The sequence below is a fragment of the Streptomyces sp. enrichment culture genome (assembly GCF_964272855.1).
GTDB lineage: Bacteria > Actinomycetota > Actinomycetes > Streptomycetales > Streptomycetaceae > Streptomyces.
Genome location: NZ_OZ186847.1, coordinates 3,729,003 through 3,742,057, shown reverse-complemented (window position 1 = coordinate 3,742,057; position 13,055 = coordinate 3,729,003). Strand labels below are relative to the sequence as shown.

The window sequence follows — 13,055 nt, the reverse complement described above, 5'->3', positions numbered from 1 at the left end:
GAGGCGCTCGCGACACTCAGCAAGTGCGCCCCGCTCGAATGGCAGCGGGCGACGGGGGCTGACCTGGGCCGAGCGACTGACCGGCGGCAGCCTGAGTACGCCGACCACTCGGAGCCGGACTTAACGCTGCGGACGTACACGCACCCGCTGTCGTCCAGCGAGACGCGTACCCGCAAGACGATCGACGACGCCTTCAGACAGCAGCCAGCACCAGAAGCCCAGGGCACATCAGTGCCCTTGGCTAAACCAATGTGCCCTGGCCGGCTGAGGGCCCTTTTCCTGCAAGCACAAGGGCGAGGCCCGAAGACCCCGCCCGACCCCTACGAAACCCCAGCTCAGGGCCACACCAGGCAGTACGGCTGATGCCCCGCCTCATGCAGCCGATGGCTGAAGTCCTGCCACTCGTGCAGCAGCTGGTACACGTTGAACGCGTCCCGTGGTCCGCCCCGGTCCGGGACCGTCGACCAGATGAACGCCGCCGCGCCGACCGCCTCCTCGCCGATGCCGCGGAGCGGGTCGACGACGGTCATCGGGAGCTTGACCACCGCGTAGTCGGGATGCAGGACGACGAGTTCCAGTGGCGGCACCTTGTGGAGGGGGACGCCCTCGATGCCGGTGAGGACCATCGCGGCCATCGTCTCCGGCTTGATCTTGGTGAACATGCCGTTCATGCCGAGCTCGTCGCCGCCGAGTTCCTCGGGACGCATCGAGATCGGGACGCGGGCCGCGGTCGCGCCGTCCGGCGCACCGAAGTACTTGTACGTCACCCCCACCCGACCACCATTCCTGCTCCCCGCCCTCAACCCGTCGACCGTGCGGTCGACGCGCTCGGGCTCCCTCGGTCCACCATGTGCCTGACGTGCTTCGGTCGTGTCCTCCGCGTCGCGTCGGTGCCTTCCCCGCCGGGCACGTCGAGGACCCAGGTCATCAGTCCCCTCGCCCAGTCCGCCACCGCGATGCATATCTCCACCCGACTGCTTTTCTAGGACGCGTGGCCCCCGCCGCGCAACCCGATCATCGTGTCAGTGACCTCCCCCACGGCCGCGCGCCGAAACGTGCGGGGACCACCTGTCCGCAGGATCCATGCGCCGGGGAGCCGGTCCCTCTGACCAAGCCATGCCCAGTTTCGCAGATGGGTGGGGCCGACGCCGGGTTGTCCGGACGCCTACCCTGAGGAGGTCACCCCAGCAACCGGAGTCCGAGAAGTCGGAGAAGTCGCAGGTCATGAGCGAACTGCCCTATTCATACGAAGCGCCTGTCTCACAGGCTCTATTCGACCGTGCGGCCGCCGTCACGCCTGGCGGAGTGAACTCCCCGGTGCGCGCCTTCCGCGCCGTCGGCGGCACACCCCGGTTCATGGTGTCCGGCCGGGGGCCGTATCTGACGGACGCGGACGGGCGGGAGTACGTGGATCTGGTGTGCTCCTGGGGCCCCATGATCCTCGGCCACTCGCACCCCGAGGTCATCGCCGCCGTCCAGGAGGCCGTCGCCCGCGGCACCTCCTTCGGCACGCCCGGTGAGGGCGAGGTCGCGCTCGCCGAGGAGATCGTCGCCCGGGTCGCGCCGGTCGAGCAGGTGCGGCTCGTCTCCAGCGGCACCGAGGCCACCATGTCGGCGATCCGGCTCGCCCGCGGGTTCACCGGCCGGTCCAAGGTGATCAAGTTCGCCGGCTGCTACCACGGGCACGTCGACGCGCTGCTGGCCGCCGCGGGCTCCGGCGTCGCCACCTTCGCGCTGCCCGACACGCCCGGCGTCACCGGTGCGCAGGCCGGCGACACCATCGTGCTGCCGTACAACGACCTCGACGCCGTGCGGGCCGCCTTCCAGGCGCACCACGGCGAGATCGCCTGTGTGATCACCGAGGCCTCGCCCGGCAACATGGGCGTCGTGCCGCCGCTGCCCGGGTTCAACCAAGGGCTGAAGGACGTGTGCGCCGAGAACGGCGCGCTGTACATCTCCGACGAGGTCATGACCGGCTTCAGGACCAGCCGCGCCGGGTGGTTCGGCGTCGACGGGGTGGTCCCGGACCTGATGACCTTCGGGAAGGTCATGGGCGGCGGCTTCCCCGCCGCCGCGTTCGGCGGGCGTGCCGACGTGATGGCGCACCTCGCCCCGGCCGGGCCCGTCTACCAGGCCGGCACCCTCTCCGGGAACCCGATCGCCACCGCCGCGGGCCTCGCCCAGCTGCGGCTGCTCGACGACGCGGCGTACACCAAGGTCGACGCGGTGTCGCAGCAGATCCAGGCGCTGGTGAGCGAGGCGCTGACGAAGGAGGGTGTGACGCACACGCTGCAGAACGCATCCAACATGTTCTCCGTCTTCTTCACCGACCGCCCGGTGCGCGACTACGAGGACGCCAAGGCGCAGGAGTCGTTCCGCTTCACCGCGTTCTTCCACGCGATGCTGGCGAACGGCGTCTACCTGCCGCCGTCCTCCTTCGAGTCCTGGTTCGTCTCCACGGCCCACGACGAGCGGGCGGTGCAGCGGATCGCCGACGCGCTGCCGGCGGCGGCCCGGGCGGCCGCGGAGGCGACGGCATGAGCGGCACCCGCAGGGACATCACCGTCGTCCATCTGATGCGACACGGTGAGGTCGCCAACCCGGACGGGATCCTGTACGGGCGGCTGCCCGGCTACCACCTGTCCGACCTGGGGCGGCGGATGGCCGACCGGGTCGCCGAGCACCTGGCCTCCCGTGACGTCACCCACGTCGGCGCCTCGCCGCTGGAGCGGGCGCAGGAGACGGCGGCGCCGATCGCCAAGGCGCACGGGCTGGACGTCGCCACCGACGAGCGGCTGATCGAGGCCGACAACGTCTTCCAGGGCAAGACCTTCGGCGTCGGCGACGGCGCCCTGAAGAAGCCCGACAACTGGAAGCACCTGGTCAACCCGTTCAAGCCGTCGTGGGGCGAGCCGTACATCGACCAGGTGGTGCGGATGATGGGGGCGCTGGACGCCGCCAAGGACGCGGCCCGCGGGCATGAGGCGGTGCTGGTCAGCCATCAGCTGCCGATCTGGATCGTGCGGTCGTACGTTGAGCGGCGCCGGCTGTGGCACGACCCGCGCCGCCGGCAGTGCACCCTCGCCTCGCTGACCTCCTTCACCTACGACGGCGACCGGATCGTCTCCGTCGGCTACAGCGAGCCGGCCCGCGATCTCGTCCCGCCGCATCTCCTCGCCGGTGCCAAGCCGGTGAAGGGGAAGGGCAAGGCGTTCGGGGCGTGAGCCCCGGCCCGGTCGCGGTTCTCAACCCGGCCTAGGCCCCATACCTCCGCACTTGTTACGAAAAGCGGATAATCCGGGGCAACCTCCCCGTTCGTCGTGCCCTCTGACTGGGTGACCACCACAGAGCACGACGGACGGGGGACGGCATGCGTCACATCAGCCGACGGGGAGCGATCGGACTCGGGGCGGGAGCCGCCGCCGCGCTCGGCGTCGCGGGGTGCGGGACCCACACCTCCTCAGACGGCTCCTCCCATGCCGGGGGTTCCGGCAAGGGCAAGGGCAAGCCGAGCGCGCCGGCCGCCCGGCCGATCGGGGACGGCTCCACCGCCTACACCGGCAAGCAGCCCCACCAGCCCCCGGCCCCGGAGCCGTTGGAGCCGGGGCAGACGCCGCCGCAGTTCGTGGTGTTCTCCTGGGACGGGGCCGGCGAGGTCGGCAACGGGCTCTTCCCGCGCTTCCTGGACCTGGCGAAGGAGCACGGGGCGCACATGACCTTCTTCCTCTCGGGGCTGTATCTGCTGCCCGAGTCGAAGAAGCGGCTCTACGACCCGCCGAACAACCAGCGCGGCGCCTCCGACATCGGCTATCTCACCGACGCCCACATCAAGGACACGCTGAAGAACCTCCGCCGGGCCTGGCTGGACGGCCACGAGATCGGCACGCACTTCAACGGTCACTTCTGCGCCGGTTCCGGGTCGGTCGGCAACTGGACACCGCAGCAGTGGCGCAGCGAGATCGAGCAGGCCAAGTCCTTCGTGAAGGAGTGGCGCACCAACACCGGCTGGAGCGACCTGCCGTCCCTGCCCTTCGACTACGACAAGGAACTCGTCGGCGGCCGTGCGCCCTGTCTCCTCGGGCAGGAGAACCTGCTGCCCACCGCGCGGGAGCTGGGCTGGCGTTACGACGCCTCCTCGCCGGGCGGACGTCAGGTCTGGCCGGACAAGAAGCAGGGGATATGGGATCTCCCGCTTCAGCAGATACCTTTCCCCGGGCGTTCGTTCGAGGTCCTGTCCATGGACTACAACATGCTCGCCAACCAGTCCGTGAACTCGACGAACGCGCCCGCGCACAACTACCCGGCCTGGCGCGAGCAGTCGGCGCAGGCGTACATACAGGGATTCAAGCGGGCGTACGAGACAAACCGGGCGCCCTTCTTCGTCGGCAACCACTTCGAGCAGTGGAACGGCGGCATCTACATGGACGCCGTCGAGGAGGCGCTGAAGCACATCGCACGGGAGAAGGAGAAGGGCGAGGACGTACGCCTGGTCTCCTTCCGGCAGTTCACCGACTGGCTGGACGTACAGCGGCCCGAGGTGCTGGCCAAGCTGCGCACACTGGAGGTGGGGCAGGCGCCGGCCGGGGGCTGGAAGCGGTTCTGAAATGGGGGTTTCCGCCTGTAAGGGGGGTGCCCAAGATCCCCAGAACGGGCATGCGAAACTTTTCACATGACTGCCGCCAGCCGTACCACTCTGCTCGCCGCCGGTGCCGTCGTCACCGCGCTGGCGCTGTCCGCGTGCACGTCCGGGGGAACATCGGGCGGCGGCGGCAACACCAACCTCGTCACCGGCAAGGAAGGCATCGCCACCGCTGCCCAGGGCAAGCGTGCCGAGGCCCCCGAGCTGTCCGGGAAGACCATCCACGGCAAGCAGCTCAGCACCGCCGACTACCAGGGCAAAGTCCTCGTGGTGAACTTCTGGGGCTCCTGGTGCGGGCCCTGCCGGATCGAGGCGAAGAACTTCCAGAAGGTGCACGAGGACCTCAAGGACGAGGACGTCCAGTTCGTCGGCGTCAATACCCGAGACACCAGCCTCACCCCGGCCCTCGCCTTCGAGGAGGAGCAGGGGATCACCTTCCCGAGCCTGTACGACCCGACCGGCAAGCTGATGCTCCGCTTCGAGAAGGGCACCCTCAACCCGCAGCTCGTCCCCTCCACCCTGGTCATCGACCGGGAGGGGAAGATCGCGGCCCGTGCCCTCTCGGCGCTCAGCGAGGAGAAGCTGCGCGGCATGATCGAGCCGGTGCTCGCGGAGAAGTCGGGGAAGTGACGTGACCGTCACGCTCGCCGCGGCCACCGACCCCAACCAGACCGTGCTGAACGGGGCGCTGCTGCTCGCCCTGCCGATCGCCGTGCTCGGCGGTCTCGTCTCCTTCTTCTCCCCGTGCGTCCTGCCGCTGGTCCCCGGCTACCTGTCGTACGTCACCGGGGTCACCGGCACCGACCTCGCCGAGGCCCGGCGCGGCCGGATGGTCGCCGGCGCCTCCCTGTTCGTGCTGGGCTTCACCGCCGTCTTCGTCTCCGGCGGGGCGCTGTTCGGCTACTTCGGCGAGTCCCTGCGCGAGCAGCAGACCGTCCTGTCGAAGGTGCTCGGCGTGCTCATGATCCTCATGGGCGTCTTCTTCATGGGCCTGATGCCCTGGCTCACCCAGCGTGAGTTCCGCTTCCACAAGCGGCCGGTGGCCGGCCTGGCCGGCGCCCCGCTCCTCGGCGCGCTGTTCGGCATCGGCTGGACGCCCTGCATCGGCCCGACCCTCGCCTCCGCGCAGGCCCTGGCGATGCAGCAGGCGAGCGCGGGCCGCGGCGCGCTGCTGACCGTCGCCTACTGCCTCGGCCTCGGCGTCCCCTTCGTGCTCGCCGCGGTCGCCTTCCGCAAGGCCCTCGGCGCCTTCGGCTGGATCAAGCGCCACTATGTCTGGGTGATGCGCATCGGCGGCACGATGATGATCGTCACGGGCGTGCTGCTGCTGACCGGTGCCTGGGACCGCTTCGTGCAGGAGATGCAGGTTTGGTCCAACGGCTTCACTGTGGGGATCTGAATCGATGAGCAAGACGACAACCAGCGCCCCCGAGGGCCAGGACGACGACCAGGACCTCGGCGCCGCCGGTTCCCAGCTGTCCACCGCGCCCCGCGAGGAGGCCGCCAACCTGCCCGCGCTCGGCGTGGTCGGCTGGATCCGCTGGTTCTGGCGGCAGCTCACCTCGATGCGGGTGGCGCTGCTGCTGCTCCTGCTGCTGTCGCTGGCGGCGATCCCCGGCTCGCTGATCCCGCAGACCGGCATCGACGCGATGAAGGTCGAGGACTTCCGGGAGCGGCACACCACCCTCGCGCCGGTCTACGACAAGCTCGGCCTCTTCAACGTCTACAGCTCGGTGTGGTTCTCCGCGATCTACATCCTGCTGTTCGTCTCCCTCATCGGCTGTATCGTCCCGCGGACCTGGCAGTTCGTCGGCCAGCTGCGCGGCCGTCCGCCGGCCGCCCCCAAGCGGCTGACCCGGCTGCCCGCGCACACCACCTGGCGCACCGGGGCCAAGCCGGAGGAGGTGCGGGAGGCCGCGCTGGAGCTGCTGCGGAAGCGCCGCTTCCGCGCGCATCTCGCCGGTGACGCCGTCGCCGCCGAGAAGGGCTATCTGCGCGAGGTCGGCAACCTCGCCTTCCACATCGCGCTGATCGTGATGCTGATCGCCTTCGGCTGGGGGCAGCTGTTCAAGTCGGAGGGCAACAAGCTGGTCGTGGAGGGCGACGGGTTCGCCAACACGCTCTCCCAGTACGACGACTTCAAGTCCGGCAGCCTCTTCAGCAACGACGACCTGGAGCCGTTCAGCTTCGACCTGAAGAACTTCACCGGCACCTACGAGGCGTCCGGCCCCAACCGGGGCACCCCGCGCATCTACGAGGCCGACCTGACCTACAGCGCGGGCGCCTACGGCGAGGAGCGCTCGACCACCGTCAAGGTGAACGAGCCGCTGGAGATCGGCGACGCCAAGGTCTACCTGGTCAGCCACGGCTACGCGCCGGTCGTCACGGTCCGCGACGGCAAGGGCAGGATCGTCTACCAGGACGCCGTGCCCCTCCTGCCGCTCGACGGCAACGTCACCTCGTCCGGCGTGGTCAAGGTGATGGACGGCTACAAGGACGCCAAGGGCAAGAGCGAGCAGCTCGGCTTCAACCTGTTCTTCCTGCCGACCTACGGCGGCGGCACGATGCTGTCGCAGTTCCCGGCGCTGGTGAACCCGATGCTCGCCGTCTCCGCCTACCACGGCGACCTCGGCGTCGACTCGGGCATCCCGCAGAGCGTGTACCAGCTGGACAAGAAGCACCTCAAGGAGTTCAAGGACGACAAGGGCGAGCTGCTGAAGAAGCAGCTGAAGCCCGGCGACACCCTGACGCTCCCGAACGGCGCCGGCTCGATCACCTTCGAGCGGGAGGTCCGGGAGTGGGCCGGGTTCCAGATGGTCCAGGAGCCGGGCGGCGGCTGGGCGCTCGGCGGTGCCGTCATCGCGATCCTGGGCCTGTCGGCCTCGCTGTTCGTCCAGCGCCGACGGGTGTGGGTGCGGGCGACCGAGGGCCCCGACGGCGTCACCGTGGTGGAGATGGCCGGGCTCGGCCGCAGCGAGTCCGCCAAGGTGCCCGAGGAGCTGGGCGACCTCGCCGAGACCCTTTACGAGAAGGCACCGGGCGCGCCCGATGCCGACGACCCCTCAGAATCCCCTGTACCTGCCGAAGGGTCTGACCAGCAGTGACTCTCGCCGCCGCGACGAACGAAAATCTCGCGAACCTCAGCAACACGCTGATCTACTCCGCGATGGCCGTCTACACCGTGGCCTTCTTCGCGTACATCGCCGAATGGCTCTTCGGCAGCCGCAGCAAGGTGGCCCGCACCGCCGCCGCGCTGACCTCCGACGAGGCGGCGGCGAAGGCCGGCCCGGCCGTGACCGTGAAGAAGGCCGGCGGCACCGCCGTACTGGAGCGGCCGCAGGTCACGGTGCGGGCGCAGGCCGGGACGCGGGACGTGCCGGACGGGCCGGGGGCGCACGGCGGGAACGAGAAGGGCGACCTCTACGGGCGTATCGCCATCTCGCTCACCGTGCTGGCCTTCCTGCTGGAGTTCGGCGGGGTGCTCTCGCGGGCCCTCTCGGTGGAGCGGGCGCCGTGGGGCAACATGTACGAGTTCAACATCACCTTCACCACGGTGGCCGTCGGCACGTACCTCGTGCTGCTGGCACTGAAGAAGAACGTCCGCTGGATCGGGCTGTTCCTGACCACCACGGTCCTCCTCGACCTCGGTCTCGCCGTCACCGTCCTGTACACGGCCAGCGACCAGTTGGTTCCCGCCCTTCACTCGTACTGGCTGTACATCCACGTCTCCACGGCGATCTTCTGCGGCGCGGTCTTCTACCTGGCCGCGGTCAGCACGGTCATCTACCTGTTCCGCGACTCCTACGAGACCAAGCTGGCCCGCGGCGGACAGCCCGGCCGCTTCGCGTCCTCGGTCCTGGAGCGGCTGCCCGCCGCGGCCTCGCTGGACAAGTTCTCCTACCGGATCAACGCGGCGGCCTTCCCGCTGTGGACGTTCACGATCGTCGCGGGCGCCATCTGGGCGGGTGACGCGTGGGGCCGCTACTGGGGCTGGGACCCCAAGGAGGTCTGGTCCTTCATCACCTGGGTCGCCTACGCCTGCTACCTGCACGCCCGCGCCACCGCCGGCTGGAAGGGCCGCAAGGCCGCCTACCTGGCCCTGGGCGCCTTCGCCTGCTGGCTGTTCAACTACTACGGCGTGAACATCTTCGTCTCCGGCAAGCACTCCTACGCCGACGTCGGCCTCGGGGCGCTCCAGGCCGTCGGGTTCTGACCCGCGTACGACAGCACGCGGGGCGGGCGTCCCCGACCACGTGCGCAACTTTGCGCGAGGGGTCAGGCTGGAATCATGACCGGAACGGCCGGAGCGAGCGGATCCATCGAGCAGGGGACCAGCCAGACCCACGGGAACACGCACATCCTGCACTTCCTGGTCCGGCTGCCGTGTTCCATGGAGTCGGTCTGGTCGGCGCTGGCCACCGCGGAGGGGCTGGCGACCTGGTTCACCCCGGCCGACGAGCTGGAGCACCGCCTGGGCGGGGCGGTCACGCTGCGTGATGTCGGGTCCGGGCGGGTGACCGCGTGGGACGTGGACCGGGTCGCCGAGTACACGGTGGAGGGCGGCGGCCGGATCCGTTTCCATCTGGAGCGGGCCGGTGCGCGGGCCAGCGTGCTCCGCTTCACCCATGAGTTCGAGGGGGAGGGGGAGACGGAGCAGGGCTGGCGCACCCGCTTCGAACGTCTGATCGAAGAGCTGGGGCCGGGCTGAACGTCTACGACGGCGGCAGGCAGTCCTTCCCCGGCGGCTTCCCCTCCGGCCACGCGATCTCCACGAACCGCGCCCGCCCCCGCGGGGTCAGCTCGACGATCGGTACGGCCTTGTCGTACGGGTTGCCGTGCACGTCCAGGCAGATCCACCCGCTGGCACCGTTCACCCGCAGCGAGCCCTTCACCTGCGGCCACTGCAGGCCCACGTCCGTCAGCGGAGGGTCCGTCCGCCCGTCCGGGGTGGCCTCGCGGATGCCGTGCACCGCGAGCCGCATCGCGTCGTACGCGATGATCAGCTGCCCGTCCTCCAGGTCGACCGGTCCGATCGGCCCGACCGGCTCCCGCACGCTGTCCGTCAGGAGCCCGTCCAGCACCCGGGTGTCGGCCTCCGAGCCGCCGGTCCTCGGCGGGTCCTCGGTGAAGGCGTCGGGGTGGGCGAGCGCGGTGTAGCGCACGGAGAGGTTGCGCAGCGCGCTCCGGTCGAGGTCGTGGTCGCCGGTGAGGTAGGACCCCTCGTCGCCGGTGAGGACGGTGAACTTCCGGTCCTGGCAGCCGCGTCCGCCGAGCGCGTTGACGAACTGCCGCAGCTGGGTGTGCCGCCCGGCGAACAGGATGGTGTCGGTGTCCCGGGAGGTGTCGCACACCAGGTGGGTGATCTGCCGGAACGTGTTGGCGGTGGTGCCCTCCTGGCTGCGGTCGGCGGGCGGGGTGAACGGCTGCGGCTCGTACGGCGAGCCGTCGATGAGCCGCTCGAACGACTCCTGGAGGGTGCGCGTGTACGGGTCGCCCGGCTTGTCGTACACCAGCAGCGCCCGCCCCGCCGTCACCTTGGCGAACGAGGCGAGCGCGCGGGCCTCGTCGGTGTTGGTGGGGGAGACCCGGGCGAGACCGGGGAACGGGTCGGCGCCGCCCTGCCCGTTGGCGAGGTCGTCGGCGGTGATGGAGGAGCCGATCACGGGGATGCCGCGCCGGGTCAGCTCCCGTACGGCCTTCTTGGTGAAGTCGGTGCTCTGCCCGATCCCCGTCACGGCCCGCAGCCGTTCCGGGCCCTTCGCCAGCCGCTCCAGCTCGTCGACGGTGTGCTCCCAGTGGTCCCCGCCGGCCCCCGGGTTGGCCAGCGCCAGCCGGATCGCCGGGGTCTGCCCGTTCGCGGAGTGGTTGGCCTGGTACTGCGCGAGATAGGTGCCCTGGAGCTGGTGCAGGACGTGGTTGACGGTGTCGCGGTCGGTCGCGGTGAACGGCTCCAGCAGGGCGACGGTGACGTAACCGCCCTCCTTCAGCGACCGGTTCTCCCGGTCGATCGCCCGCAGCAGCTCACGCAGCCGCGGCTGCCCGAAGTCGTACGCCGTCGTCGACACGCCCACGCACTCGTCGCTGCCCTCCAGGCGTACGACGCCGGGTGCGCAGGAGGGGTCCTCACGGGTGACCGCACGGACGGCGAGGGCCAGCCCGGCGACCAGCGCGGCAGACAGCAGCAGGGCGAGATACCGGCGCAGCGGGATCTCCCAGACGTGCTCGCGCAGCCAGACCCAGAATCCACGTCGCATCACGCACCCCCTGCGTTCTGGTCGTCGTCCTCCGGCAGCCGCAGCGGCCGTCCGGCGAGCGCGTCCTCGGGCCACTCCCGGGACGCCCGCCACAGCAGTTCGTTGCCCGCGGGGCGAAGGTTGGACAGCTGCTCCAGCTCGAACCGCAGCCGGTCCGACACCGTGCTGTCGGGCAGCACCAGCGGGTCGGACAGCTGCCACACCGCGTGCAGCAGCCGCCGCACCCGCAGATGCAGCGTCGGATCCGCCCCGTCCGGCACGTCGTATCCCGCGTCGGTTCGCCCGAGCGCGACCGCCGCCCGCCCGTCGCCCCGCCCGGTGAAGTCGCGGCCCTGCGCGTCGTGCGCGTGGAAGTAGGGCGCGGAGGCGACGAAGCGCAGGGCGGCGAGCCAGCCGCGGGTGCCGAGGACGGGGAAGGCGTCCCGGAGCCGCGCCACGGCGGGTTCGGTGTCGCCGAGGGCGAGCTGGTGGTGCAGCCGGTAGCCGGTCCCTACGGTGCCGTCCCCGGCGGACGCGTAGTGCCGGATCAGCGTCTCGTGCGCCAGACGCCAGCGCGCGTGGTCCGCGTCCAGGTGGTGCAGCCGGAGCAGCAGCAGAGTCCGTACGAAGGGGTCCCCGACGAACTGCCCCGGCGTGGGGGGCAGCCCCTCCTGCGCGAGCCGGGTCTCCAGGGCCCGGACGTCGGCGGGGCCGAACGCGTCGGAGAGGAGCACGGCGGCGAGGGCGCACGCGGAGTCGTGGTCGTGGGCGGCGGCGAGCACGGTCAGCTCGTCCAGGCGGTCGGCAGGGACGAGTTGGTCGAGGAGTTCGAGGTAGGCGGGGGCGCCGGGCTGGTCCTGCGCGAGCCGGACCTCCCCGGTCAGCAGCTCGCCGAGCGAGCCGGCGCCGGGCTGCCGCTGGGCGGCGGCCTCCGCGAGCACGGTGATGCCGAGCGGGTTGCCGCCGGTCAGCCGGTGGGTGGCGTGCGGCAGCTGGGGCGGTACGGCGAGCTCCCCGCAGGCGGCGCCCACGATGTGCAGGGTGTCGTCGGGGCCGAGCGGCGGCAGCGGCACCAGCAGCGCCCGCGACGAGGGCGCCCCCGCGTCCGGCGTCCAGTCGGTGCGCCGCGCCAGCTCGGACAGCTCCCGCCGGACGGCGCTGCGCAGCAGGTCGCCGGTGCCGCGCAGCCCGGCGACGAACACCACCTGGTCGGCGATGTCCTCCGCCCGATCCCGCAGCACGGCGTCCATCAGGCCCGGCCCCGGCGGGCTCTGCGCGTTGTCGACGAGGACGAGGGGCCGCCCGATGCGCTGCATCCGGGGCAGCACACCGGCGTAGGCCTCGGTGAGGTCGGCGAGCAGCGCCCGCACGAGGTACCGCTCGGCGTGCTGCCGTGAGGTGCCGCCCGCCCGGAAGTGCCCGGAGAGCAGCATCAGACCGCGCCGCGCGTGCCCGCCCGCGTTGGGGTAGTCCCGGTACCAGATGGAGGCCCGCTGGTGCCGCCGGTTGCCGAAGCCCTCGGAGAGCGAGTCGAGGGTGGCCTCGATGGCCGCCGTCAGCAGCTGCCCGGTGCCGCTGACCGCCGTGACCACGTTGGCGGCGACCCGCCCGGCCCACCGCCCGGCGATCCCCGACAGCCACGATCCGCTCTCGTTCAGCAGCAGGATCCGTTCCACCTCGCGCCGGATGCGCTCCGAGTCGGCGTCGCCCCAGCCGCCGGCCGCGACCGCGACCAGCCCCGACATCAGCCGCGGGAACTGGATCCGCCCGGCCCCGGTGACCGGCGCGGCCAGCTGCTCGGCGATCACCAGCAGCGCGTGCGCCAACGGCGACCAGGCCTCGGCGGGCCGCCCCGAGGGCGGTGCGGCGAACTCCGGTGCGGCACAGTCGACGAGCGCGACCGGCGTGTGCCCCCGGTAGGCGTCCCGCAGCTCCTCCAGGACCGCGCTCTTGCCGAGCCCGCGCGCGCCGGTGAGCACGACGAACGGCACCTCGCGCGGATGCTCCACGGACACCGCACGGTGCTGGTGCGGACGCAGCCCCACCAGCCGCGGAGCGAGTCCGGCCGGATCCGTCCCGAACAACGCCGCGCGCCCGTGCAACCGTCTGTGCACCGAACCTCCCCCGTCCGACGCGACCCCAACTCCAGGGTAAATAGAGGGCGTTGATTCGGACCAGATTCA

At 71.0% G+C, this 13,055-nt stretch carries 11 protein-coding genes; 8 read left to right on the top strand and 3 right to left on the bottom strand.

Going from position 1 to position 13,055, the window contains the following annotated elements; translation table 11 throughout:
* Positions 1–335: 335 nt before the first annotated feature.
* The gene (locus ACSU6L_RS16035; RefSeq protein ID WP_198948478.1) at positions 336–962 is read right to left on the bottom strand and encodes a hypothetical protein; all 627 of its coding nucleotides are present in this window, start codon (positions 960–962) and stop codon (positions 336–338) included.
* A 262-nt stretch (positions 963–1,224) separates the two neighbouring features.
* Here ACSU6L_RS16035 and hemL point away from each other — a divergent pair, with 262 nt between their 5' ends.
* From hemL to ACSU6L_RS15995, 8 genes are all read left to right on the top strand, one after another.
* On the top strand, positions 1,225–2,541 hold the full coding sequence (gene hemL / locus ACSU6L_RS16030) for a glutamate-1-semialdehyde 2,1-aminomutase (RefSeq protein WP_437057446.1): 1,317 nt from the start codon (positions 1,225–1,227) through the stop codon (positions 2,539–2,541).
* A complete protein-coding gene (locus tag ACSU6L_RS16025) occupies positions 2,538–3,224 on the top strand; it encodes a histidine phosphatase family protein (protein WP_437057444.1) in 687 nt (228 codons plus the stop codon). The genes hemL and ACSU6L_RS16025 overlap by 4 nt, the downstream gene beginning before the upstream one ends.
* A gap of 146 nt (positions 3,225–3,370) precedes the next feature.
* Positions 3,371–4,603 carry a polysaccharide deacetylase family protein gene (locus ACSU6L_RS16020; protein WP_437057442.1) on the top strand — a complete coding sequence of 411 codons (1,233 nt, stop codon included), beginning with the start codon at positions 3,371–3,373 and terminating at the stop codon, positions 4,601–4,603.
* Between the two features lie 66 nt (positions 4,604–4,669).
* On the top strand, positions 4,670–5,269 hold the full coding sequence (locus ACSU6L_RS16015; protein WP_437057440.1) for a TlpA family protein disulfide reductase: 600 nt from the start codon (positions 4,670–4,672) through the stop codon (positions 5,267–5,269).
* Between the two features lies 1 nt (position 5,270).
* Entirely contained in the window at positions 5,271–6,038 is a 768-nt protein-coding gene (locus ACSU6L_RS16010) for a cytochrome c biogenesis CcdA family protein (protein ID WP_437057438.1), read from the top strand.
* A 4-nt stretch (positions 6,039–6,042) separates the two neighbouring features.
* On the top strand, positions 6,043–7,743 hold the full coding sequence (resB, locus tag ACSU6L_RS16005) for a cytochrome c biogenesis protein ResB (RefSeq protein WP_437057436.1): 1,701 nt from the start codon (positions 6,043–6,045) through the stop codon (positions 7,741–7,743).
* Positions 7,740–8,852 carry a c-type cytochrome biogenesis protein CcsB gene (ccsB, locus tag ACSU6L_RS16000; protein WP_437057434.1) on the top strand — a complete coding sequence of 371 codons (1,113 nt, stop codon included), beginning with the start codon at positions 7,740–7,742 and terminating at the stop codon, positions 8,850–8,852. Before resB ends, ccsB begins: the two co-directional genes overlap by 4 nt.
* Positions 8,853–8,927: 75 nt before the next feature.
* The gene (locus tag ACSU6L_RS15995) at positions 8,928–9,347 is read left to right on the top strand and encodes an SRPBCC domain-containing protein (protein ID WP_437057432.1); all 420 of its coding nucleotides are present in this window, start codon (positions 8,928–8,930) and stop codon (positions 9,345–9,347) included.
* A gap of 4 nt (positions 9,348–9,351) precedes the next feature.
* On the opposite strand, the gene ACSU6L_RS15990 is transcribed toward ACSU6L_RS15995, so the two are convergent.
* Together ACSU6L_RS15990 and ACSU6L_RS15985 are read right to left on the bottom strand one after the other, a co-directional pair.
* Positions 9,352–10,893 (bottom strand): hypothetical protein, encoded by a 1,542-nt coding sequence (locus ACSU6L_RS15990; protein WP_437057430.1) that lies wholly within the window; start codon positions 10,891–10,893, stop codon positions 9,352–9,354.
* Positions 10,893–12,986 carry a hypothetical protein gene (locus ACSU6L_RS15985; RefSeq protein ID WP_437057428.1) on the bottom strand — a complete coding sequence of 698 codons (2,094 nt, stop codon included), beginning with the start codon at positions 12,984–12,986 and terminating at the stop codon, positions 10,893–10,895. The genes ACSU6L_RS15990 and ACSU6L_RS15985 overlap by 1 nt, the downstream gene beginning before the upstream one ends.
* Between the last annotated feature and the right edge of the window lie 69 nt (positions 12,987–13,055).